Source organism: Actinoplanes ianthinogenes (assembly GCF_018324205.1).
GTDB lineage: Bacteria > Actinomycetota > Actinomycetes > Mycobacteriales > Micromonosporaceae > Actinoplanes > Actinoplanes ianthinogenes.
The window spans coordinates 1,097,273-1,123,098 of sequence record NZ_AP023356.1 but is presented as its reverse complement, the minus strand read 5'-3'; the positions used below and the strand labels follow the sequence as shown (position 1 = coordinate 1,123,098).

Sequence of the window (25,826 nt, the reverse complement as noted above, 5' to 3'; positions counted from 1 at the left end):
CTCAGTAACTCAGGCCGGGCTGGGGGGTGGGCTGAAGCCGGCGGCGGAGCATCACCTTGCGGGTGCCGTCCGCGAAGAGCTGGACCCTGGCCAGCTCCCAGCCGGAGAATTCGGCCTGTATGGCGAGCTGCGCCGCCGCGGTCAGCCGATCGACATTCGAGGGTAACCGCAGCGGCGCGTATTCGTAGTCCATGCCGAATAGGATGCTCCTCCGGCGGGAGCATCGACAAGCTCTGACCAGCGGTTACGGTGCGTCATCGAGCGGGCCCTAGACCATGCCGCGTACCCACGCCACGCCCATGCCCAGAGCGATGAAAAGCACCACGGCGCCCATGCGCCACCAAGGGACGCGTCCGCTGCGGTCGAAGCCGATCGACACGCTGATACCCACGGCGATCGCGAACATGAGGCACATGAAGAGCGAAAGCGTGTGATTCGCCGCGCTCACCAGGTGCCAGTTGAGCCAGATGCCGAGCGCGGTGAAGAGGAGGAAGAGCAGCGAAAGGACGACGAAGGGTACGGCGAGGCGAAACCGTAGCAAGGTGCTCATCGGTGATGCCCTCTTCCGTCGAACTGGCCGGACGATTGCTGCTCACGGAGACGGCTGGCTTGCTGGTCGAACTCAGCCCGTTCCTCCGCGGGTAGGGCTTTTCGGTCTTCCTCGGCCTGGCGAAATGCGTCTTCCAGACCGCCGGCATGCCAGGAGAACGCTGCTGCCTCGCTCAATGTCGCTTCGCCGTTCAGCACCGTACGGGCGAACGAGCCGACCGGATCCTGCGTTCCGGGTCGCTTCTCCGCGAGGTGCTCGAGGACTGCTTGCGCCAGCGGCTGCTCCCCTATACGACGACTCACAAGATTCCCTCCAACCGGACCGGGGGTCAGCGCAACGCCGGATTGTGAAACGGCTTGACGTCGCCGAGCGTTTTCACCGATCGGAACACGTCCGCCGTCTGCACGGCGCTGCTGATCAATTTGATGGCGTCCTCGGCGTTCCCGAAGAGATCCGAGATGATCTGGTAGATGTCCCAGGCCATCCAGCTGTAATAGCTGGCCGCGGCGTATCCCGCGACGGCGCCGAAGACCGTTTCGATCATCGCGGTACCGGCGGCGAGGCAGCCGCTGGCCATCAGCAGCACGTCGTAGAAATCGGCCACGTGGCCCGCGAGGACATCGGTCAGCTTCTTCACCACCTCTGCCGTGTCCATGTGAATCTTGTAGTAGAGGCGGCAGATCTCCTGGAGGTCGCTGACGTGTATGCCGAGGTTGAGCTCGAACTCCTGAAAGACCTCGGCGGCATTGCCGCGCCAGGCGTAACCGACGTCCTTGGCACCCGTGGTCAGGTTCAGTGCTATCGCCCGCGCCGCGGCTCCCGCGTGCAGCATGGCGTTTCCCGCGTAAACGTAGGCCTGCCAGTTTCCGGAGAGGTTCTTCGACCACTCCTCGAAGGGATCGACGCCGAGCAGCGTGACGCACGCCTGCCGAATCCAAGCCGACGGGCTCAACAGATCAGCGAGCGGGTTGATCGTCCACATCTCGACCGCAACGGCATACTCGGGGCTGGTGAGCGACCGGCTCGGCTCGGTGACGTCGGCGAACGCCTCCCGATGGCTGTCGAGATCTGCTCGCGTGTGACTCAGTGCCTGCCGTAAGCCGTCCAGGTCCGCGATTCCGGTGCAGACCTTATCGAGTTGAGCCGCCGAGTCATGATCTGTGTTCTTGTATATGACCTGAGACCTGTTGACTTCGGTGCCGGCTTGGGAGCACAGGTCTCGGACCTGGCCGAACGAAGTGTCCACCTGCTGGTACATCGTTGATTGTGTTTGGAGCGCCACGAACAGCAGGCCTTGCTCCGGCCAATTCAGTTTGCAGTTCTTCGCCACGTAGGCCAGGGCCTCCGTGCCGTCCTCAGAGGCCCGCACGAGCTGGTTGTAGAGCCGATCCAGCCCCGCGAGATCGACGAACAGCTCGTCAGTAGCCATCGTTCCCGGTCCTCAGACTGCCGGCCAGTGAGCACCCGGGGAGACCCGGGTGCACCAGGACGTACAGGCAGCCGACGGATCCGGTTCAACGCGTCGGGCCGGGCACCAGCCCCGCGGGGGAATCGACTCCCTGGTCACAAACCTTGCAGGCCGGGCGCCGGCGCAGGTGGTAGCCGTAGGCGGCGAGCCCGAGAGCGACCGACCACAGCGGCCAGAGCAGCATCGGCAGCACCGCCGCCCGCTCCTCGCCGGTGAACAGTTTCTCCGAGCCGTCCCCGGTGAACAACGAGACCGACGCCGACATCACGAAGATCGCGACGAGGCTCGCCGGGATCGTCGCGAGGCGGATCGGGACCCGGCGGCCGAACAGGCGCTCACCCCACGGCCGGGTCAGGCCGATCGTCAGGAACGAGCCGACCAGCGCGAACGACGCCAGTCCGACGCCCGCCCAGACCAGGCCGGTGCGGTGCATGTCGGCCAGGAACTCCGGCGAGATGCCGAGCGGGATGCCGAGACCCCAGGCGATCCGGACCGCGGCGTACATGGCCGGGATCGCCGCCGCGACGTAGGCCGCGACCTTCCCCCACCGCCGGGCCGCTTCCGGTTCGGTCCAGCCGCCGCCCACGGCGGTCCGGCCACAGGATTCACAAGCGTTTCGGGTACGCCTGAGCCACCGCACCACGGCCCGCGCGATCAGCACCCCGCCCACGATCGCGATCACCTCGTTGGCCAGCGCCCACGTGAAGATCAGGCTGTAGTCGATCGGCGGCCAGCCGAACGGCAACCCGCCGATCAGCATCGGCAGGTACCCGGCGAACGTCAGCGCCCGCACATCGACCACCACGAACAGCAGCGCCGCCACGACCAGCCAGAGATACCCGGCCAGGCCGATCCGGGCGAGCCGGTGCGGCCGATCGGTCCCGGCCATGGCGAGCAGGGCGAGCGCCGCCGTGATCAGCACCGCGGCGAACAGCGGCGCGCCGACGCTCGCGTCCAGGGCGCGCAGCGGGCTGGCCGAGTTGCGCGCGTCGCCCGGCCCGAACGGGAAGCCGTGCCCGGTGACCGCCCAGCCCAGCGCGAGTGTTCCGTATCCGGCGGCCCAGCCGGCCGCCACCTTCAGTGCCGTGTTCGTCATACCCCTGACACTCGCCGGTGCGCGCGCCCGCGGGATCCCTGCGCGGAGGGGAGCCACTCCCTCGCTAGGGGGAGATGAACCCTGACTTGTATGCCACGACAACCGCTTGGGTACGGTCGCGCACCCCGAGTTTGCCCAGCACGTTACCCACATGCGTCTTGATCGTCTCGACGCCGAGCACCAGGCGCTCGGCGATCTCCGCGTTCGACAGCCCGTCCGCCATCAGCGCCAGCACCTCGGCCTCGCGCGCGGTCAGCCCGGCGCCGTCCAGGTGCCCGTCCGGCTTGGCGTAGGCGGCGGCCAGGTTCTTGATCGCGGCGGGGAACAGCAGCGAGTCGCCGCGGGCGACCACCCGGACCGCCTCCACGATCTGCTCCGGGCGGGCGCGTTTGAGCAGGAAGCCGCTGGCGCCGGCCTGGAGCGCCTCGTACACGTACTCGTCGTTCGCGAACGTGGTGACGACCAGGACTTTCGGGGCGTCCGCGGGATACTTGGCGAGGAGCAGACGGGTGGCCTGGATGCCGTCGAGGCGCGGCATGCGTACGTCCATGAGAATGACGTCGGGCCGCAGGCGGAGCGCGGCCTGCACCACCTCGCTGCCGTCCTCGACCTCGCCGGCGACGGTGATCCCGGCGCCGGCCAGGATCGCCCGCAGCCCGGCCCGGATCAGCTCGTCGTCGTCCACGATCAGCACGCTGGTCATCTCGGCAGCCTCGCCACCAGTCGCCAGTTCTCGCCGTCCGGACCGGCCCGGAGCGAGCCGCCGAGCAGCTGCACACGTTCCCGCATGCCCTCGATCCCGTGGCCGCCGCCGCGGCGCCGGGGCGCGGCGACCCGCCGGTTGCTCACCTCGATCACCAAGTCCTCCTCTTCCTGCCGGATCTGTAAGGTCACCGGCCCGGCTCCGTGCCGGGCGGCGTTGGTGAGCGACTCCTGGACGATCCGGTACGCCTCCCGGGACACCCGGGGCGACACGTCCACGTCGGCCAGGTCGGCCTCGACCTGGCCGGTGAGCAGCCGATCGAGGTCGGCCAGGGTCGGGGTGGCGTGGTGGCCGGCGGCCTCGTCGCGCAGGATGCCGAGCACCGCGTCCAGCTCACCGGCCGCCGACCGGCCGGTCTCCTCGATCGCGGTCAGCGCCCGCAGCGCGAACGCCGGATCGCTGTCGAACACCGCCCGCGCCGCGCCGGCCTGCAACGTCATCGCGGTCAGCGCGTGCCCGACCGAGTCGTGCAACTCCCGGGCCAGCCGGTTGCGCTCGGCGAGCAGCCGCTCCCGTTCCCGCTGCGACGGGCCGAGCAGCACCGGCGCCATCGTCACGGCGAGCGAGCCGAGCCCGGCGACCGTGTAGATCCCGCCGGCCAGGATCAGCGGCGCCGCCAGCAGCCACCACCAGCTTCCGTTTCCCGGCGTGAGCGCCTCGCCGCCGGCCATGGCGAGGATGCCCACCGGCAGGATGATCAGCAGCACCGTGCCGATCGCCACCCCGGTCAGCAGGTGCAGCCCGAACCAGAGCGCCGCCCGCAGCCGGGTCTCGCGTTCCATCCGGTGGCCCCGGTCGTGGCCGGGCAGGTCGACGCCGAGCAGCGAGCGGACGGCGGCGATCTCCAGCTCCCGGGTGCCGCCCAGGAACGGTGGGACCAGCGCGATCGCCGCGGCGGCCAGCGCGGCGGGCACGTTGTTCACCCAGTTGTCCGGCTCGGCGGTGATCGCCCGCACGAGCAGCCCGGCGCCGAGTGTGTACGGCAACGCCAGCACCGCACCGAGCAGCAGGAACACCGCACGCCGGTAGGTGGCGGCACTGACCAGCGGGCGCAGCATCGGCTAGATGAACCCGTGCGGGTCGCCGGTGCCCTCGCGCTCCGGATAGCCGACGTCGATCGCCGACACGTCCTCGAGGGCGATGGCGATCTCGGCCGGGAGCGTCAGGTCCTCGCTGCGCAGGGCGCCCTGGAGCTGGCCGGCGGTGCGGGCGCCGAGGATCGGGGCGGCCACCCCGGGCCGGTCCCGGATCCAGGCGAGCGCCACCTCCAGCGGGGACACACCGAGCCCGCCGGCCGCGGTGACCACCGCCTCGACGATGCTGGAGCTGCGCGGCTCCAGATAGGTCTGCACGAACGGCGCGTAGTGCTCGGACGCGGCCCGTGAGTCGAGCGGGCGGCCGTTGCGGTACTTGCCGGTGAGCACGCCGCGGCCGAGCGGCGACCAGGCCAGCACGCCGAAGCCGAGCGCCGCCGCGGCCGGCAGCAGCTCCCGCTCGATCCCGCGCTCGACCAGCGAGTACTCCATCTGGGCGGCGACGATCGGGGCGCGGGTGGGGTACGCCGACTGCCAGGTGGCGGCGCGGGTGGTCTGCCAGGCGGCGAAGTTGGAGACGCCGACGTAGCGCACCCGGCCGCTGTTCACCGCGTGATCGAGGGCGGACAGCGTCTCCTCGAACGGGGTGTGCCCGTCGAAGCCGTGCACCTGCCACAGGTCGACGTAGTCGGTGCCGAGCCGGCGCAGCGACGCGTCCAGCGACCGCAGCAGGTTGCCCCGGGAGCCGTCGCGGGGGCGCCAGCCGTGCGGGGTGAGGCCCGCCTTGGTGGCGATCACCACCTCGTCGCGCGGGACCAGGTGGTCGAGCAGCGAGCCGATCACCGCCTCGGCGTCACCGTTGCCGTAGACGTCGGCGGTGTCCAGCAGGGTGCCGCCGGCTTCGAGGAAGAGCTTCATCTGCTCGGCCGCGTCGTCGGGGTCGGTGTCCCGTCCCCAGGTCATGGTGCCGAGCGCGAGCCGCGAGACCGCTAGCCCGCTTCGGCCGAGCGGTCGCTGATGCATGAGTGAACCTTATTCAGACTCCGTCATCAAAGAAATCCTCCAGCACGTCAGGGTGCGTCGGTTACCGGACGGAAACTTGACGGCTTGGTGTCAGTAGGCTTGCGGGCGGACCCCCATGATCTCGTCTTCGAAAGGGCAGGCATGCGGCTCGGACTCAGCCTCGGTTACCAGACGGCGTGGAGCACGCCCGCCGATCATCTCGCGATGGCCCAGGAGGCCGATCGACTCGGCTACGCGGTGGTCTGGGCCGCCGAGGCGTACGGTTCGGACACGGTCAGCATGCTGGCCTGGATCGCCGGCCAGACGGAGAAGATCGACATCGGCTCGGCGGTGCTCCAGATCCCGGCGCGCACCCCGGCGATGACCGCAATGACCGCGGCCACCCTGGACACCCTCTCCGGCAGCCGGTTCCGGCTCGGCCTGGGCGTCTCCGGCCCGCAGGTCTCGGAGGGCTGGCACGGCGTGAAATTCGCCAAGCCGCTGGCCCGGACCAGGGAGTACGTCGACATCGTCACGATGGCCCTGCGCCGCGACCGGGTGCAGTACGACGGCGAGCACTACCAGCTCCCGCTGCCCGGCGGCGCCGGCAAAGCGATCAAGCTGGGCTTCCACCCGCCCCGCACCGAGATCCCGATCTACCTGGCCGCGGTCGGGCCGAAAAACCTGGAGCTGGCCGGCGAGATCGCGGACGGCTGGCTGGCCATCTTCTTCGCGCCGGACGCCGCCGACGACCAGCTGCGGCACATCGCGGCCGGCCGGGCCAAGCACGGGCAGGGCCTGGCCGGGTTCGACATCGCGCCCAGCGTCCCGGTGGTGGTCGGCGACGACATCGCGGCCTGCGCCGACGTGGTCCGGTGGTACGCGGCGCTCTACATCGGCGGGATGGGCAGCCGGGAGCAGAACTTCTACAACCAGCTCGCGGTCCGGATGGGTTACGCCGAGGCGGCCGCCAAGGTGCAGGACCTGTACCTGAACAAGCAGGTGGCCGAGGCCGCCGAGGCGGTGCCGCAGGAGTTCATCGAGCGCACCTCGATCATCGGCACCAAGAAGCAGATCACCAAACGGATCCGGGAGTACGCGGCGGCCGGGGTGGGCACCCTGTCGATCAGCCCGTACGTCGGCGACCTCCAGTCCGGCATCGACACGCTGCGCGTGGTGGCCGAGGCGTACGAAGAAGCCGGCGTGGCCCGCTAGTGGCCACCGTCCTGCTCCTGCGGCACGGCCGGACCACCGCGAACGCTACCGGCGAGCTGGCCGGCCGCCGCCCGGTGGAGCTCGACGAGACCGGGCGCGCCCAGGCCACCCGGGTCGCCGACCGGCTGTTCGGCCTGCCCCTGGCGGCGGTGGTGTCCAGCCCGCTGATCCGCTGCCGGCAGACGGTCGAGCTGGCCCTGCCCGGCGTCACCCCGGTGATCGACGAGGGCCTGATCGAGTGCGGGTACGGCGACTGGGAGGGCCGCCCGCTCAAGGAGCTGGCCAAGGAGCCGCTCTGGCCGGTGGTGCAGCAGCACCCGAGCGCGGTCACCTTCCCCGCCGGCGAGTCGATGGCCGGCATGTCGGCGCGGGCGATCGCCAGCATCCGCACCTGGGACGAGCGGGTCACCGCCGAGCACGGGGCGGAGGCGGTCTGGCTGGCGTGCAGCCACGGCGATGTGATCAAGGCCATCGTGGCCGACGCGATGGGACTGCACCTCGATCAGTTCCAGCGGATCGTGGCCGATCCGGCATCGATCACGGTGATTCGGTACACGCCGATGCGGCCGTTCCTCGTGCGGGTCAACGACACGGGTGAGCTGGCGTCGCTCGTACCGAAGAAATCCGATGGGGATGGGTCGGCGGAACAGAGTGACGCGGCCGTCGGCGGCGGCGCCGGAGGCGGCGTCTGACGACCCTCCGTGTTCGGGTCATCGCCGCAGCGTGTGCCCTATTGCGCCCTCGGCGAACCCGGGTCGCTGGGTCGCGCGGCCGGAGCGGGAGATGGATAGGGTTAGGGACATGACCGCCTGCACCGAGCGGCACTTCGCCGCACTCACCAGCGACCTTGCAGGCGAGCGACCGGAGGGCATGTCGAAGGGGGGCGCCGCATGACCCACCAAGTGCATGCCTTCGAGCCGCCCGAGCGGTTCGTCGCCGGGACGGTGGGCGAGCCCGGAGACCGCACGTTCTATCTCCAGGCCCGCGGCGGCGGGCGGGTGATCAGCGTCGCCTTGGAAAAGGTGCAGGTGTCGCTGCTCGCCGAGAAGCTCGAGGAGCTGCTCCTGGAGGCGAACAAGCGGTTCGGGGTCACGCTGCCCGAGGCCCCGCTGCTGGCCGTGCACGACAACGAGCCGCTGGACACGCCGGTCGACGAGGAGTTCCGGGTCGGCACCCTGGGCCTGGCCTTCGACGTGGACACCGCCACCGTGGTGATCGAGGCGATCGAGGCCGGGGAGCCCGAGGTCGAGCTGGCCGCCGACCCGCTCGCCGAGGATGACGACGACAGCGACGCCGACGAGGACGAGGACGACGACGAGCCGGACGACGATCTGGACCGTCTCCGGGTCCGGCTCACCCCCGAGGCGACCCGGGCGTTCATCGACCGGGCCCGCCGGGTGGTGGCCGCCGGCCGGCCGCCCTGCCCGCTCTGCGGCCAGCCGCTCGACCCCTCCGGTCACCTCTGTCCCCGGCACAACGGTTATCACCGGTGACGGCCGAGCCCACCGAGGCGCTTGCCGAGGTCGATGCCCTGGAGCTGCTGGGGCACGGCCAGATCGAGATCGAGGGTCGCCTGGTCGACGCTTCGAACACCACGCTGCGCGCCGAGATCAGTCTCAACGGGGTGACTCGCCGCTGCGTCTACAAACCGGTGCGCGGCGAGCGGCCGCTCTGGGACTTCCCGGACGGCACGCTCGCCGGTCGTGAGGTGTCGGCCTACCTGGTGTCCCGGGCGACCGGGTGGGGCCTGGTCCCGCCGACCATCCTGCGCGACGGGCCGCTCGGCTCCGGCGCCCTGCAGCTGTGGATCGACGAGCCGGAGGCGGCCGAGGGGCTGATCGGTTTCGTCCCGGCCTACGACGTGCCGCAGGGCTGGTTCCCGGTGGCCGCGGCCCGCGACGACGACGGCGACGCGTACGCGCTCGCGCACGCCGACGACCCGCGCCTGGCCCGGCTCGCCGTCTTCGACGCGGTGATCAACAACGCCGACCGCAAGGGCGGCCACGTGCTGTACCCGTCCTCCGGGGCGATCCACGGCGTCGACCACGGCGTCAGCTTCCACGTGGAGAACAAGCTGCGCACGGTCCTCTGGGGCTGGACCGGCAAACCGCTGTTCGACGAGGCGACCATGGTGCTCACCCGGCTCGCCGCCGACCTCGGCGGGTCGCTCGGCGAGGCGCTGGAGGAGCACCTCACCGTCTCCGAGGTGCAGCATCTCCAGCTCCGGGTGAAACGGCTGCTGCGCGCGGGCCGGTTTCCGAAACCGCCCACCGACTGGCCGGCTATTCCCTGGCCGCCGATCTAGAGGTTTAGGTCACGCTCAGCGGCGGCACTCCCGGGGGCTGGATAGGCTCCGGGGATGGACGCTTGGACCGGGCATGACGTGCCGACTCTGCCGGGGGACGCCCCCACGCTGACGCTCTTCGACTCGGCCCGCCGGTCGGTGCATCCGGTCACTCCGGGGGAGACCGCGACGATGTATGTCTGCGGCATCACCCCCTATGACGCGACCCATCTCGGTCATGCCGCCACGATGATCGCCTTCGACCTGGTCAACCGGTTGTGGCGGGACGCCGGCCGCACCGTGACCTATGTGCAGAACGTGACCGACATCGACGACCCGCTGCTGGAGCGCGCCGAGCGCGACGGCGAGGACTGGGTGGTCCTGGCGATGCGGGAGACCGCGCTGTTCCGCGAGGACATGGAGGCGCTGCGGATCATCCCGCCGGCGCACTACGTGGGCGCGGTCGAGTCCATCCCGGCGATCGCCCAGCACGTCTCGTCGCTGGTCGCCAAGGGTGCGGCGTATCGGTTGGAGGACGGCACCGGCGACGTGTATTTCGACATCACCGCCGCGCCGAACTGGGGTTATGAGTCGAACCTCAGCCGCGAGGAGATGACCGTGCTCTCCGCCGAGCGCGGTGGCGACCCGGACCGTGCGGGCAAGCGTGACCCGCTCGACCCGCTGCTGTGGCGCGGCGCCCGGGACGGCGAGCCGTCCTGGGACGGTGGCGACCTCGGCCCCGGCCGCCCCGGCTGGCACATCGAGTGCGCGACGATCGCGCTGAACCTGCTGGGCGACACGATCGACGTGCAGGGCGGCGGCAGCGACCTGCTCTACCCGCACCACGAGTGCTCCGCGGCGCACGCCGAGGTGCTCACCGGCGCGGCGCCGTTCGCCTCGCACTACGTGCACGCCGGCATGATCGGGCTGGACGGCGAGAAGATGTCGAAGTCCAAGGGCAACCTGGTCTTCGTGTCCCGGCTGCGGGCCGACGGGGTGGACCCGATGGCGGTCCGGCTCGGGCTGCTCGCCGGGCACTACCGCGCCGACCGGGAGTGGACCGACGAGGTGCGTAAGGCGGGGGAGCAGCGCCTGGCCCGGTGGCGGGAAGCGGCGGCCGCGCCGGCGGGGCCGTCCGGTGCGGGGCTGCTGGATGCGGTGCGGGAGGCGCTGACCAGCGATCTGGACGCGCCGGCGGCGCTGGCGGTGGTGGACGCCTGGGTGGACGCGGTGCTGTCCGGGACAGGCGATGACGCCGCCGCCCCGGCGCTGATGGCGCAGACGGTGGACGCCTTGCTCGGGGTGCGCCTTTAACCTGTGGTGACCCCCGGCTATCGGTGTGGCCCCGGAGAACGGCCCGTCCAGCGTTTCGGACGGGTCGTTCGTCGTTGCTGACGCGGGTTTCCCGGGTCGATGAATGCCATTCCGGGCCGGTCAGACGACGCCCCGCGAGAACCCTAGACCCGGTTCTCGATCCCTGTAGGCGATTTGCCGAAATAATGCACGTTGCGATGTTATTTGCCTGAAATCCGTGCATTCCATTCGCTGCCGCGACATGCTTTCGGAGGTCAAACCAAACGTCCGAAGGGAACCATCATGCGTCGTCCGGCTCTGTACCTCGCCGGTCTGTTCCTGGCTACCGGCGCGAGCCTCGCGCTGGCCGCCCCCGCCTCCGCGGCCGGCACTCACTGCAAGAAGAACCACGGCTCCGCCGCTTCCATCCACTCGTACGGCCACGCCTACGCCTACGACGACGAGCCCGACGTGATCGTCGTCCGTGACCGCGGTCGCGACTGGGACGACGACTGGAACGGCGGCATCGGCAACACGACCTCGAACTCGCGGGTCAGCCAGCTCGGCCTGCTCAACGTGAACGTTGGTCCGTTCACCGGTGGCGGCTTCGGCTGGTGACATAGCCAAAGCCCGGATCGCGCCTCGCGCGTCGATCCGCTTGTGCTCCAGACCCGAGGCGCCATCCGGCTCCTCGGGTCTGAGCCGTTTCATGAGGTTCTGTTCCGGAAAGCGGGATTCACCGTCGTGGATAATGCGCGGCATGGAGATCATCCACCCGGAACCGGCGACGCTGCGGCCGATCAGCGCGCACGGAAGCGTCGGCCTCACCGCCCAGGCGCTGCTTCGCGCCGAGACCACCGCCGTGACCGTCCTGCGAGTCGCTCCGGGCGGCGAGATCGGCGATCACCCCGCCCGGGGCGATCAGACCCTGTTGATCACCGAGGGCTCCGGGCAGGTCCGCTCCGGAGCCGGCCCCTGGCACGACGTCACCGCCGGTGACGCCGTCCGCTGGGCGGCCGGCGAGTCACACACCACCCGCTCCGCCGCCGGCCTGACCGCCGTGGCGATCGAGGTCTCAGGCCACGGGGGCTGAATCCGCGGGAGCGAACTCGCGCACGTAGGTCTGCCCGACCAGATCCGCCCCGAAGGTGTGCTGCGGCTCCTCCTTGATCAGCCGGAACCCTCGCCGCAGGTAGATGTGCCGGGCCGCCACCAGTGGATCCGTGGTCCACAGCCGCATCCGCTGATAACCGCTCGCCATCGCGAACTCCAGGCAGGTGTCGACCAGCCGCCCGCCGAGGCCGAGCCCGCGCCCGTCCGGATGCACCAGCAGCACCCGCAGCACGGCCGTCCCCGGCTCGTCCGCCGCGACGCAGAGCACGCACCCGACCCGCCGCCCGTCCCGCTCGGCGATCCACCCGGCCTCCCGCTGCGGATCGTGCCCGGCCCCGAAGTCCGCCATGATCCGCGCGACCAGCCCCTCGAAGCTGGTGTCCCACCCGTACTCCCGCGCATACAGCTCGCCGTGGGCCTGCACCACCCAGCCGAGGTCTCCGGGCTCGCCGAGCCGCCTGATCGTCGCGTCCATCTCGCCGCCTCCGCCACTGAAACACTCGTTTCAGTTGGATACTAGCCCGATGGCCGACACCACGACAGCGCCCTCGGCACGCCGCACCGAACTCCTCGAGCTCGCCTACGGCTACGTCCGCCGCCACGGCCTCACCGATCTGTCGCTGCGCCCGCTGGCCGCCGAGATCGGCTCCAGCCCGCGGGTGCTGCTGTTCCTGTTCGGCAGCAAGGACGGCCTGGTCCGGGCCCTGCTGGCCCGCGCCCGCCAGGACGAACTGGCACTCCTGAGCGGCCTGCGCGAGCAGACTCAGCCGGCCGGCCTGACGGCCGCCGGCGAGCAGATCTGGTCCTGGCTCAGCGCCCCGGCCCACCGCACGCTCCTCATCATGTGGCTCGAGGCGTACGCCCACTCGCTGGTCGACCCGGACGGTCCCTGGTCCCGTTTCGCCGCCGACACCGTCGCCGACTGGCTGGACGTACTCGCCGCCGCGCAGCCCGCCTCGGAACGCGGCACCCCGGACGGCCTGGCCCGCCGGACAGCCCTGCTGGCCGTCCTCCGCGGCGCCCTGATCGACCTGCTCGCCACCGGCGACGAGCCCCGCACCACCGCCGCGGTCCACCAGCACCTGCACCCCTGACGGGGCCGCAGGCTACGGCAGCCCGGCGCCGCCTCCCGCCGGCGCGTTCTCGCTGGGAGGCTCCCGTTCGAGCAGCTCCGCGTCGTGGACCAGGAGGGCTATCTGCACCCGATTGTTCAGATCGAGCTTGGTCAGCAGCCGGGACACATGACCTTTCACCGTCGCGACGCCCATCCCGAGCTCGGCGGCGATCTCCGCGTTCGAGCAGCCCCGCCCGACCAGCACCGCCACCTCGGTCTCCCGCCCGGTCAGAGCGTCCAGCCGGGTGCGCGCCCGGGCCCGGCGGGTGCCGGCCGCCGGGTCGGCGACGTGGTCGATGAGCCGCCGGATCGCGGTGGGGGAGAGGATCGCCTTGCCCGCGGCCACCGTCCGCACCGCTGCCAGGATCTCCAGCGGCGGCGTGTCCTTGAGCAGGAACCCGCTGGCCCCGCCCCGCAGCGCCTCCAGCACATACTCGTCCGCGTCGAACGTGGTCAGCACGATCACCTGCGGCGCGTTCGCCCGCTCACGGATCCGCCGGGTGGCGACCAGCCCGTCCACCCGCGGCATCCGCACGTCCATCAGCATCACGTCCGGCCAGTGCGCGTCGGCCACCCGGATCGCCTGGTCCCCGTCACCGGCCTCGGCCACCACCTCGATCTCCGGCGACCCACCCATCAGAATCCGCAGGCCGGCCCGCACCAGCGGATCGTCATCCACGATCGCCAGCCGGACGGGCCGCTCGACCCCGGCCCCGCCCACGGCAGCTCCGCTCGGATCCGTGGTCATGCCGGCCACGGCAGCTCCGCTTCCAACCGGAACACGCCGTCCTCCCATCCGTACCGGAAATCGCCTCCGGCCAGGGCCACCCGCTCGCCGATCCCGACCAGGCCCAGGCCGCCGCCGGGCGGCGACCCCATGTCCGTACCGGAAATGGGGTTGTCGATCGTGATCCGCAGGCACTGGCCCGCGCCGCCCTCCATGCGCACGGCGGCCCTCGGCTCCGAACCGTGTTTGCGCGCGTTGGTGAGGCCCTCCTGGACGATCCGGTAGGCGGTGCGGCCGAGCACCACCGGCGGCCCGTCCACCGGCACCGCGCTGTCGAACCCGACCACCATCCCCGCCGCCCGCACGCTCGCGACCAGGTCGTCCACGTCGGCGAGGCCCGGCTGTGGCGGCTCGGGGCGCCCCCGTGGCGCCCCGACCACCGCGCGCAACTCCTCCAGGGCCTCGTGCGCGCTGGTCCGGATCGCGCCGGCCGCGACCGACAGCTCCTCCGGGCGCAGTGCCGCCCGCACCTCGAGCGCACCGGCGTGCAGGCTGATCAGCGACATCCGATGGGCCAGCACGTCGTGCATCTCCCGGGCGATCCGGGCTCGCTCGGCGAGTCTGGCCTGCTCCTCCCGCATCTGCTGCTCGGCCTCCAGCCGCGCGGCGTGCTCGCGCAGCGACGTGGTGAGCCGCCGGTAGGCCTGCACGAACTGCCCCCAGCCCAGCGCCGCCGCGGTGACCAGGAAGCGCACCAGATAGTCCACCCAGATCTCGAACGCCGGCTGCTGCTGGAGCAGGTAATAGATGCCGCCGGTGAGCACGTTGGCCGCGCCGAGCGCCAGCAGCACGGGCGGTCTCAGCCGGATCGCCGCGCTGAACAGCGCCACCAGGATCGGCCCGGTCGCCGTCACCGAGATCATCCCGAACGGCAGCAGGACCAGGAGCAGCGGCAACGGCCATCGTCGGCGCAGCAGCAGAGCCCCGGCGCCGGCCACCCCGATCGCCAGGTCGAGCTGCCAGGGAATGGCGGCCCCGGGCCGTCGCGCGTCGCCGAGCAGCATCATCGTCGACCCGTAGAGCAGCGCGACGACGATCGCGATGGCGTCGGCGAGCCGGTCCCGAGCGGCGGCCCGGCGGCTGCCGGGATCGGGCACCAGCAGTGCGAAGAACATGCCGCGAGCCTATGGCGCGCAGCGACGCCGCCGCACCCGTCGAAAGTAGGGGTCGCTTTATAACTTTCTATAGATGCGCCGGCCGTCTCCGGCGAGCGAACCTCGGCGGCATGCCCTTGCGAACTCTTGTCGAAACGCCGCCCCGGCTCCGCTGGGCAGCCGCCGTCCTGGCCGCGGCCGCCTGGGGCGTCGCGGCCGCGTTCTGGACCCCGCGCGGTCCACTGACGACGGCACAGGCGCTCTGGTCGATGGTGATCAGCGCCGGCGTCGGCTTCGGCGCCGGGCGCGCCACGCGCTCCCGGTGGGCGATTCTCGCCACCCCTTTCGCGTACGCGATAAGCCTCGAAATCGCCCGCGCCGATGTCACCGGCCCGTCCGTCGACCTCCCGCATCCCAGCCCGTTCGGCGTCATCGCCGTGGTGGCCGGTCGTGGCCTGCACGGTCTCCTGGCGCTGTTCCCGATGGCACTGGCCGCGGCATACGGATGCGGGTTACGCCGCCGCCGTGGCCGTCTGCTGGCCGGCGCCCTGACCGCGATCCTGGCCCTGATCGCGGTGGCGGTGGCAGTCCCCGCCCGCACGCCCGGTGTCCCCGGCGGAGTGGCCGACCTGACCCTGGTGGACGCCAACGGCCACCGGCTGCGCCTGATGATCCGTGGCCAGGATCCCGCCCGTCCCGTGCTGCTCTATGTGCCCGGCGCCCCGGGCGGCTCGGAGATCGGCCTCATGCGCACCCACCTGTCCGCCCTGGAGTCGCACTTCGTGGTGGCCACCCTGGACCGCCGGGGCGGGGGCGGCTCCTATCCGGCACTCGACCCCACGTCCACGATGACGCCGCAGGACTCGGTCGCCGACATCCTCGCGGTCACCGACTATCTGCGGTCCCGCTTCCAGCGCGACCGGATCGTGCTGCTGGCACACTCCGGCGGCTCGTTGCTCGGCGCGCTCGCCGCCCGGCAGCACCCGGAGAAGTACTCCGCCTATGTCGGCACCGGCCAGGCGGTCGATCTGGAGGCCAGTGACCAGCTCTTCTACGACGACATCCGGGCGTGGGCCGGCACCGCCGGCCACCCGGAGGTGGTCCGCGCGCTGGAGCGTCAGGGCCGGCCGCCCTATCGGGACTTCTGGTCCTACGAGCCGTTCCTGCTCTACGCCAACCAGGCGTATGCCCAGCGCCCACCCTCGTTCGAGCTGGGTGTCCCGGAGTACACGCTGGTGCAGCGGGCGCACACCCTGAACGCGCTGATGGACACCTGGGCGGCGCTGTATCCGCGCGAGCAGGACCTGGACCTGCGGCGGGAGGTCACCGAGCTGGCCGTGCCGGCGTATTTCGTGCAGGGTGAGAACGAGATGCGCGGCCTGAGCGTGCCCTTCGGGGAGTGGTATGAGCAGCTCCGGGCGCCCGCCAAGCGGTTGGTGACGATCCCGGGCGGCGGCCACCGGGCGATCTTCGAGGAGCCGGATCGCTTCGTCGCCGCCCTGACCGGGCTGGTCGGCTCGTGACCGCCGCGGGTCAGGCCAGGGCCAGGCCGGGGTCCGGGTCGGGATCGGGGGACGGGGCCGGGATCCGATACTCCTCGGTCAGCGTGGTCATCGGGCCGGGCCAGGTGGCCTGGGCGACCTCGATCGGCTTGCGCGTCTCGTCGAAGGCGACGTGGAGCAGGTGCAGCACCGGGGTGTCCGGGCGGATCTGCAGGATCTCGGCCTCCTCGCGGCTGGGCTGCCGGGCGGTGATCGTGTCGGTCGCCGAGGTGTATCGGCGGCCGAGCACCTCCTCGGCCTCCTGGTACAGCGGGCGGCCGAAGGCCTCGGGACGCTCCAGGCTGGTGCCGCTGGCGTCGGTGATCCGGAACCAGGAGGCGCCGACCTCCACGGCGGCGTCGTCGGTGCGCACGATGTGCCGGCGGACCAGCAGCTCGGTGCCGTCGCGGACACCGAAGGCGTCGGCCACCTCCGGCGGGGCGGGCTCCCGGCTGACACCGACCAGCTGCTGGCGATAACGGGCGGCCAGGTCGGCGTGGTAACCGCGGTGGGCGCCGTACCGGCCGCGGGACAGGCGGTTCAGGCGGCGGCGGGTGCCTCGGACGTAGGTGCCGGAGCCGGGTTTGGTGATCAGCACCCCCTCGACCCGGAGCTGGTCGACGGCACGTTGCACCGTCTGCTTGGCCACGCCGAACATTTCGGCGATGGCCGGGATGGACGGCAGGCGTTCGCCCGGCTGCCAGTCGCCGCGGCGGACGCGCTCGCGCAGCTGGCTCGCGATCTGCCGGTGCGGGAACTCGGCAGCGCCCGGATTGATCGTCATCACAGACCCCCTCCAGCAACCGCCGCACACGGCGCGGCGACCCGTGTCCGGCCGCCGGTCGCGGATCGGTGGCCGTTGTTCCCTTCGCGGCTCGCGGTGCGGTGAAGGGAACAGGTGTCCAGCTAGGTTCCTAGGATGGCCTATACCGCGTGAGCGGGCGAGTCGACACGCGGGACGTTTCGGCGGGGCGCACACCGGAGGCCGGCCACCCGTGCGGGGTGGCCGGCCTCCGGTGAGACGAAAGTGTCAGGCGGGAAGCGCCGCTCCGGCAGCGACGCGGTCCAGGAAGGCATTCCAATCCGTGCGGGAAAACCTCAGGTACGGCTGATCGGCGTTCTTGCTGTCCCGTACCGCGATGTCGGGACCGATCGCCGCCACTTCCACGCACGATCCGCTCGCGCAGAACGTGCTGCGCTCCCACTTCATTGTGGTCTCGGCCATTTCTCCCTCTCCTTGGTTAACTATCCCCATCAGGCGCGGAGGCCGCTCTTGCGATCCTCGCGCGCAAGTCGTAAGCGCGGGCCAGAATGAGCGCCTGGCTGGCGTCCTCGTCGAGCGCCTTGCCCCAGAACCGCTCGAAGATCGCGCGGTGATATCCAACCTGGTCGATGTCCTGCACCAGTTGGTCCCAGAGATAGCCCTCTTGATAAAGCACGGCGTCCTGCGGGTCGTCGCTGAGGTCGAGGACCACGAAGGCGCCGGAGGCGCTCATCATCGTGCCGACGTCCATCGGCAGGACGCGCACCTGCACGTTGGGGCGCTGCGCGGTGTGCGCCAGGTCGTCGAACTGCTCGGCCGCGGTGAGCTGGCCGCCGACCGCGCGCCACAGAATGGACTCGTCGAGAAGAACGCGATACTCCGGGGAATGGGGCTGCTCGATCACGGCTTGCCGGCGGCGCAGGCGCACCTCGTGCCGGACGCGTCGCTGATCGTCGGTGAGGCTCTCGTCGAACCAGCCGAGGTGCGCCTCGGCCGAGGCCGGCGTCTGGAGCACGCCGGGCATCAGGGCGATCTGATAGTCCCTGATCACGGTCGCCCGGCGCTCGAACTGCATCAGCTGGCGCAGGCCGGGCGGCAGGTACTCCCGGTGCTCCTCGGCGGTCCAATACCGCTCTCGCCGGGCCGCCCGGGTGTCGTCGATCAGCGCGGAGACGCGTTTCTCGTCGGTGACGGCATAGAGGGTGAGTGCGGCGCGCAGATCCGTCGGCGTGACGGTGACCTCGCCGAGCTCGACGCGTTGCAGCTTGGAGAGCGACCAGCCGAGCCGCTGCGCCACCTCGGCCTGGCTCAGCCCCGCATGGTCCCGTGCGGCTCGGAGGGCAAGGCGAACTCGGCGCCTGGCGACGGCCGGCAACTCCTCGCGCACCGACTCCATCTCGCCCGCGCCCGCTCCCGTCCCATCGGAAGCCCCGGCCTGGAACGAATCTTGCAATCCGGGCAAATCGGATCCACCTGCCATGCAGCAGAAAGCGCTGTCGCTTCTAGCGCTCCACACAATACTCGCTGGGACATTTCGGACACTGAGCGGGTCTGGTCGCGCGTAACCCCTGTCCGGGCCGGGGGCGCCGGAGCCGCATGCGAGACATGCGGCTCCGCGCGGGCCTCAGTGCCCGCGGTACTCCAAGGAGCGGACCAGGCCGCGGCAAAAGCCTTCGAACTCACCCTGATTCCGGGAGGCGAAGATCTCCACCACCTCGCCGCGGTAGCCGGCTCGCACCTGCCACCAGCGGCGGCCGGTCTGCCCGCGCAGGCAGACCGCCGCGTAGAGGGCCAGCCCGCTGAGCACCACCGCGGTCAGGGCCACCGACACCGGACCGATGACCGGAACGGCGACCATGGCCGCGACCAGGGCGGACACCCCGATCACCCGCTGCCCGACCTCGGCCGGGCCCGGGTCGTGCCGAACGATGTGGACGTCCACCAGCTCGGACACGTTGAAACGGCGTAGGGCGGGGCGCGGCACCTCGACGACGCTGTGGGTGATCACCGCCCGCGGCCCTCGATAGAAGACCGGCAACTCACTCCCTCCCTTCCGGGGCTTGCACGCCGGAGGGAGGTGCAGAAAGATGGCAGACAACGGTCCCTCCCTCCGCGCGCGGACAAGAGGCCCGGGCGGCACCCAGCGGCTACTGGGTGTCGCCTTTTCGTATGTGACCCCCTGCCTAACCTGCGTTCAGTATGGGGGCGGCTGTCATCTATCCGCTAGACCCCTGTCAGCCGCATAGCTGATAGGCGGCGATTCACTCATGACTGTTCATCCGGAATCCGCTTCGGATGGGGCTCTGACCTGGACGTTTGCCCTGGCGTAAAGGGGCCGCGCCGCCGCGGATGAGAAGCTTGCCGGCGGCTGCCCGAATGACTTTTTTCAGACCTAATCGGACGCGAAACCGTCGCGGATCCCGGAATTTGCCGGACTTCGACGCCGTGGTGAGAGTGCCGTTCTTGCCGGGGGAATCTGACGACTTCATGCCGCGATTCGACCCTCAGGGCCTGGCCTGACTGCCGCATATCGCGGAAAACACCAGGTCACCGTGAATGATCGCGGGAACAGCGCGGGTGCCGGCGGGTTACCGGTCCGGCGCTCCGAGGCGTCCGATCGGCCGTGGCTGTCTAACGGCCATACGGCAGATTGCCAGTGGCCGAGGCGGCGCCGCCGTGAGCGGCGCCGCGCCGAAAGCCGTGCCGTTACCAGGAGCCGGCGGTCGGCCCGGCCGACCCGCCCCGGCGCCGCAGGTACTTCTCGAACTCGCTCGCGATCTCGTCGCCGGTCAGCGGCTGGATCCCGGCGTCGCCGACCCGCTCCTCCAGCTCCCGCACATACTCCCCGAGCTCGGAGTCCTGCTCCGCGGCGACCCGCACCCGCTTCTCCCACTCGTCCGCCTGCTCCGCCAGGTCGGCCATCGGCACCGGCAGATCGAGCACGTCCTCGATCCGGCTGAGCAGGGCGAGCGTGGCTTTCGGGCAGGGCGGGTTGTTGGCGTAGTGCGGCACGTGCACCCAGAACGACAGCGCGTCCAGCTCGGCCCGGGTGGCGGCCTCCTGGAGCACCCCGACGATGCCGGTCGGTCCGTCGTACCGGGTCGGGACGACGTTGTACTTCTCGGCGATGTCGCGGTCCGAGGCGCTGCCGCTGATCGGCAGGGGACGGGTGTACGGCACGTCGGCCAGCAGCGCCCCGAGCAGCACGATCTTGGTGACCTCGAGGCTGTGGCAGATCTCCAGGACCGACTCGCAGAAGGTGCGCCACCGCATGCTCGGCTCGATGCCGCGGATCAGCACCACGTCCCGGTCGCTGCCGGGCGGGCTGGCCACCGTGAACCGGGTGGTCGGCCACTCGATCTTGCGGGTTTCCCCCTCGGCCATCGTGATGGTGGGGCGGCTCACCTGGAAGTCGTAGAAGTCCTCGGGGTCGATGCTGGTGACCTCGCGGGCCTCCCAGACCTGCTCGAGGTGTTCCACGGCCGCGGTGGAAGCGTCCGCAGCATCGTTCCAGCCCTCGAAGGCGGCGATGGCCACGGGGGAGCGGAGCAGCGGAAGGCCGTCGAACTCAGTCATGAGACACAGCCTACGTGCGCCCAGGAAAACCCACTCGGGGGCCGCGCCGGAGATTCGCCGAGCGGGGAACAGCGTCGGCCGAACGGCTCGTTCCCCGCAAGCATACCTATTTCGGATATACAGCATGAATACTTCAGCGATGCCGTGCCGAAAGTCGGGAAAGGCGCGGCGCGCGATACACCCGCAGGGGTGACACCGGGACGAGACGGCGATTACCGCGATTACCGCGAACCGGGCGGCGCTCGCTCGGATAATTCCGCTATGACCAGCCACGTGGATCAGGTGCTCGGGCCGGCCGATGACACCGTCAGCTTCATGCAGCCGCGCGCCATGTTCTATGTGACCGTCCTCTGGGTGGTGGCCGCCGCTTGGGCCGTGATGCTCGCCGTCTACCTGCTCTTCGCGGTGGTCTTCGGGGCCCGGCCGGACGCCGCCGACATCGTGGTCTACGCCGAGGTGGCGCTGATCGTGCCGGTGATCGTGTCGGCGGTGGTGCTGCTGGTGCTGTACCGGCGGCTGGGCTGGCTGCACACCTCGGTGCACGGCATCGACTTCGCCGCGACCGGGCGCAAGGCGGTGCACCTGCCCTGGTCCGGGATCGCCGCGGTGGCGCTGCACGGGTGGGGGCCGTTCACCGAGCTGGTGGTCACGCCGATCGGGACCGACTACGCGCGGGTGCTGGACGGGCCGGGGCTGGCGCCGCGGATGCGGCATCGGGGCGGCGAGACGTCGTACGTCGTGGATGTCGGCCTGATGTCGCCGGGTCCGGAGGTCCTCCTGGCGGAGCTGCACCGCCGCATCCCCTCGAAGGTTTGACGAGCGCCGCGCGCGTCGTTATGGTTTAACCGCTCCGTTAATTAACGGGAGGGTTAAATGACCGACCGGCTCAGCGTGATCTTCGCGGCTCTGGCCGACCCGACGCGTCGTGCCATCCTGGCCCGGCTCGCCGAGGGCGAGGCGACCGTGACCGAGCTGGCCGAGCCGTTCGACATCAGCCTCCCGGCGATCTCCCGGCACCTGAAGGTGCTGGAGAACGCCGGTCTGATCTCGCGCAGCCGCTCCGCCCAGTGGCGCTCCAGCCGGCTGGAGGCGGGTCCGCTGCGCGAGGCGACCGCGTGGATGGAGCGGTACCGCCGGTTCTGGGACGAAAATTTCGCGCGCCTGGACGCCCATCTCAAGCGCATGCAGGAGGAGAAGCCATGACCGATCTCGTCATCACCCGGATCTTCGACGCTCCCCGTGACCTGGTCTACCGCGCCTTCGTCGACCCGGACCAGCTGGCCGCCTGGTTCGGCCCGGTGGGCTGGTCGGTGCCCCGCGACTCGATCGACATCGACCCCCGCCCGGGCGGCAACCAGAAGTTCACCATGGTCAACGACGCCGACCCGTCGATGACGTCGCCGGTGAACGCGACGTTCGTCGAGGTGGTGGAGAACGAGCTGCTGGTCGGCGAGGAGGACGTCAGCCACATCCCGTCCTTCGGCGCCGACAAGCTGGTGATGCGCATCGAGTTCTTCGACGAGGAGGGCGGGCGTACCCGCCTGGTGCTCACGCAGAGCCCGTTCCCGGCCGCGATGGAGACCGGCGCCCGGGAGGGCTGGGGCAGCAGCTTCACCAAGCTCGACAAGATCCTGGCGTGAAACGGGGTGGCGGGCCGGTGACCCCGGCCCGCCACCCCCACCGCATCAGTCGTGGGCGATCGCGCCCAGGACGTTGAGCCGGGCGGCCCGGATCGCCGGGACCACGGCCGCGATCACGCCGACCAGGGCGGCCAGGAGCAGGTACGTGGCCATCCGGTCCCAGGGCAGCACGATCTGGGTGATCCCGTCGTCCTTGAGCGCCCGGGTGACCGCGGCGCCCATGCCGGCGCCGACCGCGACACCGAGCAGCGCGCCGAACACCGAGATCACCACCGCTTCCACGGTGATCATCCGCATGGTCTGCGCCCGGCCGAGTCCGACCGCGCGCAGCAGGCCCAGCTCGCGGGTGCGTTCCAGGACCGACAGGGCCAGGGTGTTGACCACGCCGAGGACCGCGATCAGGATGGCCAGCCCGAGCAGGATCTGGATCATCGTGATGATCTGGTCGAACTGCGCGGCCTGCTGGTCCACGAAGGTCGCGGTGTCGGTCGCGGCCACCTCGGGACTGTCCGCCAGCAGTGCCTTGACCTGCGGCAGCACGGCCGAGACGGCGACCCCGTCGTCGAGCCGGACGAAGCCGAACGCGGGCTGCGGGATGCCGAAGTCCTTGATCGCCTCCTTCGGCAGGAACAGGTTGCCGGGCAGCGCGTCATCCGGGTAGACCGCCGCGACCGTGTAGGTGTGCGGCTGCCCGCGCGAGGCCTGGATCGTCACCTTGGAGCCGGCCGTCCAGCCGTGCTCGTCGGCGTTGGGCTGCCCGACCGCGATCTGGTCCGGGCCGAGCGTGGTCAGCGCCGCGGCCGCGCCGGTCGTCCGGTACGCCTCGGTCAGAGCGTGGAAGTCGTCGGTCGCGCTGGCGTACTCCCGCTTGCCGTCGGCCAGCACCAGGTCCTGGTAGAGACCGGACGCCGCCCGCACCCCGGGAATGGCCTTGGTCTTGGCGATCACCGCCGGGTCGTACGTCGGCGGCCGCGGCCCGTTCTGATCCCCGGCGATCATGATCTCCGCCTTGAGGATCGTCGCGGCCTGCGCCTTGAGGCTGCTCTTGGCCGAGTCCATGATCACGGTCACGCCGGTGACCAGCGCGATCCCGATCATCAGGGCGGCCGCGGTGATCGCCGTGCGGCGCGGGTTGCGGCCCGAGTTGAGCCGGCCCAGCCGGCCCGGCAGCGACCAGGCGAAGAGCCGGCCCAGCAGCCCGATCACCGGCTTGCTGATCAGCGGGGTGAGCAGGGCGACGCCGATGAACGAGACCAGCACGCCGCCGAGGATCAGCCAGAGCGTCGCGTCCCCGGCGTCGGCGAACAGCCCGACACCCAGGGCGGCCGCGCCGGCCGCGAGCACCACGCCACCGGCCACGCTGAGCTTGGTGAGCGGCCGGTCCGGGATGCTCACCTCCTGCATGGCGGCGATCGGCGCGATCCGCGAGGCGCGCAGCGCGGGCAGCACCGCGGCCACCACGGTGACCACCAGGCCCACCACGAACGCGCTGATGACGGCGGCCGGCGGGACGCCGATCGGGGCCAGGTCCATGTTGCCGGCGAAGGAGCCGAACAGCGCGGCCAGCCCGGCGCCCGCGCCGATCCCGGCGGCCAGGCCGAGCACCGCCGCGACGAAGCCGATCGCGACCGCCTCGATGAGCACCGAGCCGATCACCTGGCGGCGGCTGGCGCCCATCGCGCGCAGCAGGGCCAGTTCCTTGGTCCGCTGGGCCACGATGATCGAGAACGTGTTGAGGATCAGGAAGATGCCGACGAACAGCGCCACCCCGGCGAAGCCGAGCAGGATCTGGTTGAAGAAGCTCAACCCCTCCTTGATGCTCGACGAGCTCTCGTCGGCGAGCTGCTTGCCGGTCTTGACCACGTAATCGGACCCCAGCGCGGCGGCCACCCGGTCGCGCAGCACCTCGGGGCTGAGCCCGTCGGCGGCCTGCACCACGACCGACGAGTAGGAACCGGGCGCGTTGAGCATCAGCTTCTGCGCCACCGGCGTGGTGAAGGCGACCTCCTGGACGCCGCCGATGCTGTCCCGGTTGCCGGTGTAGCCCCAGATGCCGACCAGGGTGAAGACCTTCTTCGGCGCCAGGGTGAGCACCGGCACCTGGTCGCCGACGTGGTAGCCGGCCAGCTTGGCGGTGTTCGCGTTGACCGCGATCTCGTTGTCGGCCGTCGGGCCGCGACCCTCGCGCAGCTCCATCAGGTTGTCGGCGCCGGTCCAGTTGCCACCGAGCCGGGGCGGACCCTGCGAGGTGAGCACCTTGCCGTCGCTGCCGATCACCCGGGCGCCGTCGGCGTCGACCCGGCCGGTGGCCGACCGTACCCCGGAAATGGTTTTGATCTTGTCGACGGTCGCGGCCGGGAACGGCGCTGCGACCTCCTCGCCGTCCATCTCGCTGACCTCGACCTTGGGCTTCGCGCTGACCGACACGTCGGTCGCCGCGAAGGCGTCCGCGAAGATGGAGTCGAAGGTGCGGTTGAGCGTGTCGGTGACCACGAAGGACCCGGACACGAACATCACGCCCAGCACCACGGCCAGTCCGGAGAGGATCAGCCGTAGCTTGCGGGCGAGCAGGCTTTTCAGCGTGGCGCGCAGCATCAGAGCATCACCGGGTCGCCGTGCTTGTCCAGGCGCTTCATGGTATCCAGCACGGTCTCGGCGGTCGGCTCGAGCAACTCGTCGACGATGCTTCCGTCGGCCAGGAAGACCACCCGGTCGGCGTAGCTGGCGGCGACCGGGTCGTGGGTGACCATCACGATCGTCTGGCCGTGCTCGCGGACCGAGGAGCGCAGGAAGTTCAGCACCTCGGCGCCGGAGCGCGAGTCCAGGTTGCCGGTCGGCTCGTCCGCGAAGATCACGTCGGGGCGGCCCATCAGCGCCCGGGCGCAGGCCACCCGCTGCTGCTGGCCGCCGGAGAGCTGGCTGGGCCGGTGCCCGAGCCGGTCCCGCAGGCCCACCGTGTCGATCACGGTGTCCCACCACTGCGGGTCGGCCTTGCGGCCGGCGATGTCCAGCGGCAGCCTGATGTTCTCCGCGGCGCTCAGCGTCGGCAGCAGGTTGAACTGCTGGAAGATGAAGCCGATCCGGTCGCGGCGCAGCCGGGTCAGGGCCTTGTCGCCGAGCTTGCTGATCTCGGTGCCGCCGACGTGCACGGTGCCCTTGTCCACCGTGTCCAGCCCGGCCAGGCAGTGCATGAGCGTCGACTTGCCGCTGCCGGACGGCCCCATGATCGCCGTGAACCGGCCCCGGCCGAACTCGGCGGTCACCCCGGCCAGCGCGGTCACCCGCGCCTCGCCGCTGCCGTAGACCTTCCAGATCTCGTCCGCGCGCGCCGCCACCGGCCCGCCGGCATTCGTCGCAGTCACCGTCGTTCTCCCCCTGCAGTCTTGGTCCGGCCGGGGCACGGTTGCCCCGGCCGGCCCGCTCAGTCTCTCGGCGGATCCGCCGCCGGGCGTCCGCCGTGTGGAGTAGCCCGACGCTGAGATTTCGCTGGGGG

Annotated in this window: 29 protein-coding genes; 12 read left to right on the top strand and 17 right to left on the bottom strand. The window is 70.8% G+C overall.

Annotation, left to right across the window (positions count from 1 at the left end; translation table 11 throughout):
- Position 1 precedes the first annotated feature (1 nt).
- The 7 genes from Aiant_RS05185 to Aiant_RS05155 form a co-directional block, all read right to left on the bottom strand.
- The gene (locus tag Aiant_RS05185) at positions 2 to 193 is read right to left on the bottom strand and encodes a DUF5703 family protein (RefSeq protein ID WP_183219252.1); all 192 of its coding nucleotides are present in this window, start codon (positions 191 to 193) and stop codon (positions 2 to 4) included.
- Between the two features lie 75 nt (positions 194 to 268).
- The gene (locus Aiant_RS05180) at positions 269 to 550 is read right to left on the bottom strand and encodes a hypothetical protein (RefSeq protein ID WP_189331204.1); all 282 of its coding nucleotides are present in this window, start codon (positions 548 to 550) and stop codon (positions 269 to 271) included.
- A gap of 328 nt (positions 551 to 878) precedes the next feature.
- Positions 879 to 1,979: a hypothetical protein gene (locus tag Aiant_RS05175; RefSeq protein ID WP_189331203.1), complete on the bottom strand. Its 1,101-nt coding sequence runs from the start codon at positions 1,977 to 1,979 to the stop codon at positions 879 to 881.
- Between the two features lie 85 nt (positions 1,980 to 2,064).
- Positions 2,065 to 3,114, bottom strand: a complete 1,050-nt coding sequence (locus Aiant_RS05170) for a hypothetical protein (protein ID WP_189331202.1) — start codon at positions 3,112 to 3,114, stop codon at positions 2,065 to 2,067.
- Between the two features lie 64 nt (positions 3,115 to 3,178).
- Positions 3,179 to 3,817 (bottom strand): response regulator transcription factor, encoded by a 639-nt coding sequence (locus Aiant_RS05165; protein ID WP_189331201.1) that lies wholly within the window; start codon positions 3,815 to 3,817, stop codon positions 3,179 to 3,181.
- Positions 3,814 to 4,935, bottom strand: a complete 1,122-nt coding sequence (locus Aiant_RS05160; RefSeq protein ID WP_189331200.1) for a sensor histidine kinase — start codon at positions 4,933 to 4,935, stop codon at positions 3,814 to 3,816. Before Aiant_RS05160 ends, Aiant_RS05165 begins: the two co-directional genes overlap by 4 nt.
- 3 nt (positions 4,936 to 4,938) lie before the next feature.
- Entirely contained in the window at positions 4,939 to 5,934 is a 996-nt protein-coding gene (locus Aiant_RS05155; RefSeq protein WP_189331199.1) for an aldo/keto reductase, read from the bottom strand.
- Between the two features lie 141 nt (positions 5,935 to 6,075).
- On the opposite strand from Aiant_RS05155, the gene Aiant_RS05150 reads away from it, so the two are divergent.
- The 7 genes from Aiant_RS05150 (at position 6,076) to Aiant_RS05120 (ending at position 11,798) form a co-directional block, all read left to right on the top strand.
- Positions 6,076 to 7,128, top strand: a complete 1,053-nt coding sequence (locus Aiant_RS05150) for an LLM class F420-dependent oxidoreductase (RefSeq protein WP_189331198.1) — start codon at positions 6,076 to 6,078, stop codon at positions 7,126 to 7,128.
- Positions 7,128 to 7,820 carry a histidine phosphatase family protein gene (locus Aiant_RS05145; protein WP_189331197.1) on the top strand — a complete coding sequence of 231 codons (693 nt, stop codon included), beginning with the start codon at positions 7,128 to 7,130 and terminating at the stop codon, positions 7,818 to 7,820. Before Aiant_RS05150 ends, Aiant_RS05145 begins: the two co-directional genes overlap by 1 nt.
- Positions 7,821 to 8,018: 198 nt before the next feature.
- Positions 8,019 to 8,621, top strand: coding sequence for a DUF3090 domain-containing protein (locus Aiant_RS05140; RefSeq protein ID WP_189331196.1), 603 nt, complete (start codon positions 8,019 to 8,021; stop codon positions 8,619 to 8,621).
- On the top strand, positions 8,618 to 9,433 hold the full coding sequence (locus Aiant_RS05135; RefSeq protein WP_189331195.1) for an SCO1664 family protein: 816 nt from the start codon (positions 8,618 to 8,620) through the stop codon (positions 9,431 to 9,433). The genes Aiant_RS05140 and Aiant_RS05135 overlap by 4 nt, the downstream gene beginning before the upstream one ends.
- Before the next feature lie 54 nt (positions 9,434 to 9,487).
- Complete coding sequence (mshC, locus tag Aiant_RS05130; RefSeq protein ID WP_189331194.1) at positions 9,488 to 10,726, top strand: cysteine--1-D-myo-inosityl 2-amino-2-deoxy-alpha-D-glucopyranoside ligase; 1,239 nt, start codon at positions 9,488 to 9,490, stop codon at positions 10,724 to 10,726.
- A 282-nt stretch (positions 10,727 to 11,008) separates the two neighbouring features.
- A complete protein-coding gene (locus Aiant_RS05125; RefSeq protein ID WP_189331193.1) occupies positions 11,009 to 11,323 on the top strand; it encodes a hypothetical protein in 315 nt (104 codons plus the stop codon).
- Positions 11,324 to 11,465: 142 nt separating this feature from the next.
- Positions 11,466 to 11,798, top strand: a complete 333-nt coding sequence (locus tag Aiant_RS05120; protein ID WP_189331192.1) for a cupin domain-containing protein — start codon at positions 11,466 to 11,468, stop codon at positions 11,796 to 11,798.
- On the opposite strand, the gene Aiant_RS05115 is transcribed toward Aiant_RS05120, so the two are convergent.
- Positions 11,781 to 12,293 (bottom strand): GNAT family N-acetyltransferase, encoded by a 513-nt coding sequence (locus Aiant_RS05115; RefSeq protein WP_189331191.1) that lies wholly within the window; start codon positions 12,291 to 12,293, stop codon positions 11,781 to 11,783. The genes Aiant_RS05120 and Aiant_RS05115 overlap by 18 nt on opposite strands.
- A 49-nt stretch (positions 12,294 to 12,342) precedes the next feature.
- Here Aiant_RS05115 and Aiant_RS05110 point away from each other — a divergent pair, with 49 nt between their 5' ends.
- Complete coding sequence (locus Aiant_RS05110) at positions 12,343 to 12,912, top strand: TetR/AcrR family transcriptional regulator (RefSeq protein WP_189331190.1); 570 nt, start codon at positions 12,343 to 12,345, stop codon at positions 12,910 to 12,912.
- Positions 12,913 to 12,924: 12 nt separating this feature from the next.
- Here Aiant_RS05110 and Aiant_RS05105 read toward each other — a convergent pair whose 3' ends face one another.
- Both Aiant_RS05105 and Aiant_RS05100 read right to left on the bottom strand, forming a co-directional pair.
- Positions 12,925 to 13,680, bottom strand: coding sequence for a response regulator (locus tag Aiant_RS05105; protein ID WP_189331189.1), 756 nt, complete (start codon positions 13,678 to 13,680; stop codon positions 12,925 to 12,927).
- Entirely contained in the window at positions 13,677 to 14,834 is a 1,158-nt protein-coding gene (locus tag Aiant_RS05100; RefSeq protein ID WP_189331188.1) for a sensor histidine kinase, read from the bottom strand. The genes Aiant_RS05105 and Aiant_RS05100 overlap by 4 nt, the downstream gene beginning before the upstream one ends.
- Positions 14,835 to 14,944: 110 nt before the next feature.
- Between Aiant_RS05100 and Aiant_RS05095 the strand changes: the two genes are divergently transcribed.
- Positions 14,945 to 16,336 (top strand): alpha/beta fold hydrolase, encoded by a 1,392-nt coding sequence (locus Aiant_RS05095; RefSeq protein WP_189331187.1) that lies wholly within the window; start codon positions 14,945 to 14,947, stop codon positions 16,334 to 16,336.
- 10 nt (positions 16,337 to 16,346) lie between these two features.
- On the opposite strand, the gene Aiant_RS05090 is transcribed toward Aiant_RS05095, so the two are convergent.
- From Aiant_RS05090 to Aiant_RS05070, 5 genes are all read right to left on the bottom strand, one after another.
- Positions 16,347 to 17,138 (bottom strand): GntR family transcriptional regulator, encoded by a 792-nt coding sequence (locus Aiant_RS05090; protein ID WP_189331186.1) that lies wholly within the window; start codon positions 17,136 to 17,138, stop codon positions 16,347 to 16,349.
- A 246-nt stretch (positions 17,139 to 17,384) separates the two neighbouring features.
- Positions 17,385 to 17,579: a DUF397 domain-containing protein gene (locus tag Aiant_RS05085; RefSeq protein ID WP_189331185.1), complete on the bottom strand. Its 195-nt coding sequence runs from the start codon at positions 17,577 to 17,579 to the stop codon at positions 17,385 to 17,387.
- A 16-nt stretch (positions 17,580 to 17,595) separates the two neighbouring features.
- Complete coding sequence (locus Aiant_RS05080; RefSeq protein WP_189331184.1) at positions 17,596 to 18,504, bottom strand: helix-turn-helix domain-containing protein; 909 nt, start codon at positions 18,502 to 18,504, stop codon at positions 17,596 to 17,598.
- A gap of 237 nt (positions 18,505 to 18,741) precedes the next feature.
- Positions 18,742 to 19,155 carry a DUF6232 family protein gene (locus Aiant_RS05075; RefSeq protein ID WP_189331183.1) on the bottom strand — a complete coding sequence of 138 codons (414 nt, stop codon included), beginning with the start codon at positions 19,153 to 19,155 and terminating at the stop codon, positions 18,742 to 18,744.
- Between the two features lie 668 nt (positions 19,156 to 19,823).
- Complete coding sequence (locus Aiant_RS05070) at positions 19,824 to 20,693, bottom strand: PAC2 family protein (protein ID WP_189331182.1); 870 nt, start codon at positions 20,691 to 20,693, stop codon at positions 19,824 to 19,826.
- Positions 20,694 to 20,954: 261 nt separating this feature from the next.
- Here Aiant_RS05070 and Aiant_RS05065 point away from each other — a divergent pair, with 261 nt between their 5' ends.
- From Aiant_RS05065 to Aiant_RS05055, 3 genes are read left to right on the top strand one after another with little or no spacing between them, the layout of a single operon-like run.
- Positions 20,955 to 21,509: a hypothetical protein gene (locus tag Aiant_RS05065; protein WP_189331181.1), complete on the top strand. Its 555-nt coding sequence runs from the start codon at positions 20,955 to 20,957 to the stop codon at positions 21,507 to 21,509.
- 57 nt (positions 21,510 to 21,566) lie between these two features.
- Positions 21,567 to 21,896: an ArsR/SmtB family transcription factor gene (locus Aiant_RS05060; protein WP_189331180.1), complete on the top strand. Its 330-nt coding sequence runs from the start codon at positions 21,567 to 21,569 to the stop codon at positions 21,894 to 21,896.
- Positions 21,893 to 22,333, top strand: a complete 441-nt coding sequence (locus tag Aiant_RS05055; protein WP_189331179.1) for an SRPBCC family protein — start codon at positions 21,893 to 21,895, stop codon at positions 22,331 to 22,333. Before Aiant_RS05060 ends, Aiant_RS05055 begins: the two co-directional genes overlap by 4 nt.
- 45 nt (positions 22,334 to 22,378) lie before the next feature.
- Here Aiant_RS05055 and Aiant_RS05050 read toward each other — a convergent pair whose 3' ends face one another.
- On the bottom strand, positions 22,379 to 24,928 hold the full coding sequence (locus Aiant_RS05050) for an ABC transporter permease (RefSeq protein WP_189331178.1): 2,550 nt from the start codon (positions 24,926 to 24,928) through the stop codon (positions 22,379 to 22,381).
- Positions 24,928 to 25,695: an ABC transporter ATP-binding protein gene (locus Aiant_RS05045; RefSeq protein ID WP_189331177.1), complete on the bottom strand. Its 768-nt coding sequence runs from the start codon at positions 25,693 to 25,695 to the stop codon at positions 24,928 to 24,930. Before Aiant_RS05045 ends, Aiant_RS05050 begins: the two co-directional genes overlap by 1 nt.
- Positions 25,696 to 25,826: the final 131 nt, after the last annotated feature.

Excerpts from the sequence above, each read along its gene's own strand:
- Aiant_RS05185 (WP_183219252.1), bottom strand. The coding sequence starts at position 193 with ATGGACTACGAATACGCGCCGCTGCGGTTACCCTCGAATGTCGATCGG.
- Aiant_RS05180 (WP_189331204.1), bottom strand. The coding sequence starts at position 550 with ATGAGCACCTTGCTACGGTTTCGCCTCGCCGTACCCTTCGTCGTCCTT.
- Aiant_RS05175 (WP_189331203.1), bottom strand. The coding sequence starts at position 1,979 with ATGGCTACTGACGAGCTGTTCGTCGATCTCGCGGGGCTGGATCGGCTC.
- Aiant_RS05170 (WP_189331202.1), bottom strand. The coding sequence starts at position 3,114 with ATGACGAACACGGCACTGAAGGTGGCGGCCGGCTGGGCCGCCGGATAC.
- Aiant_RS05165 (WP_189331201.1), bottom strand. The coding sequence starts at position 3,817 with ATGACCAGCGTGCTGATCGTGGACGACGACGAGCTGATCCGGGCCGGG.
- Aiant_RS05160 (WP_189331200.1), bottom strand. The coding sequence starts at position 4,935 with ATGCTGCGCCCGCTGGTCAGTGCCGCCACCTACCGGCGTGCGGTGTTC.
- Aiant_RS05155 (WP_189331199.1), bottom strand. The coding sequence starts at position 5,934 with ATGCATCAGCGACCGCTCGGCCGAAGCGGGCTAGCGGTCTCGCGGCTC.
- Aiant_RS05150 (WP_189331198.1), top strand. The coding sequence starts at position 6,076 with ATGCGGCTCGGACTCAGCCTCGGTTACCAGACGGCGTGGAGCACGCCC.
- Aiant_RS05140 (WP_189331196.1), top strand. The coding sequence starts at position 8,019 with ATGACCCACCAAGTGCATGCCTTCGAGCCGCCCGAGCGGTTCGTCGCC.
- mshC (WP_189331194.1), top strand. The coding sequence starts at position 9,488 with ATGGACGCTTGGACCGGGCATGACGTGCCGACTCTGCCGGGGGACGCC.
- Aiant_RS05125 (WP_189331193.1), top strand. The coding sequence starts at position 11,009 with ATGCGTCGTCCGGCTCTGTACCTCGCCGGTCTGTTCCTGGCTACCGGC.
- Aiant_RS05120 (WP_189331192.1), top strand. The coding sequence starts at position 11,466 with ATGGAGATCATCCACCCGGAACCGGCGACGCTGCGGCCGATCAGCGCG.
- Aiant_RS05115 (WP_189331191.1), bottom strand. The coding sequence starts at position 12,293 with ATGGACGCGACGATCAGGCGGCTCGGCGAGCCCGGAGACCTCGGCTGG.
- Aiant_RS05110 (WP_189331190.1), top strand. The coding sequence starts at position 12,343 with ATGGCCGACACCACGACAGCGCCCTCGGCACGCCGCACCGAACTCCTC.
- Aiant_RS05105 (WP_189331189.1), bottom strand. The coding sequence starts at position 13,680 with ATGACCACGGATCCGAGCGGAGCTGCCGTGGGCGGGGCCGGGGTCGAG.
- Aiant_RS05100 (WP_189331188.1), bottom strand. The coding sequence starts at position 14,834 with ATGTTCTTCGCACTGCTGGTGCCCGATCCCGGCAGCCGCCGGGCCGCC.
- Aiant_RS05095 (WP_189331187.1), top strand. The coding sequence starts at position 14,945 with ATGCCCTTGCGAACTCTTGTCGAAACGCCGCCCCGGCTCCGCTGGGCA.
- Aiant_RS05090 (WP_189331186.1), bottom strand. The coding sequence starts at position 17,138 with ATGACGATCAATCCGGGCGCTGCCGAGTTCCCGCACCGGCAGATCGCG.
- Aiant_RS05085 (WP_189331185.1), bottom strand. The coding sequence starts at position 17,579 with ATGGCCGAGACCACAATGAAGTGGGAGCGCAGCACGTTCTGCGCGAGC.
- Aiant_RS05070 (WP_189331182.1), bottom strand. The coding sequence starts at position 20,693 with ATGACTGAGTTCGACGGCCTTCCGCTGCTCCGCTCCCCCGTGGCCATC.
- Aiant_RS05065 (WP_189331181.1), top strand. The coding sequence starts at position 20,955 with ATGACCAGCCACGTGGATCAGGTGCTCGGGCCGGCCGATGACACCGTC.
- Aiant_RS05060 (WP_189331180.1), top strand. The coding sequence starts at position 21,567 with ATGACCGACCGGCTCAGCGTGATCTTCGCGGCTCTGGCCGACCCGACG.
- Aiant_RS05055 (WP_189331179.1), top strand. The coding sequence starts at position 21,893 with ATGACCGATCTCGTCATCACCCGGATCTTCGACGCTCCCCGTGACCTG.
- Aiant_RS05050 (WP_189331178.1), bottom strand. The coding sequence starts at position 24,928 with ATGCTGCGCGCCACGCTGAAAAGCCTGCTCGCCCGCAAGCTACGGCTG.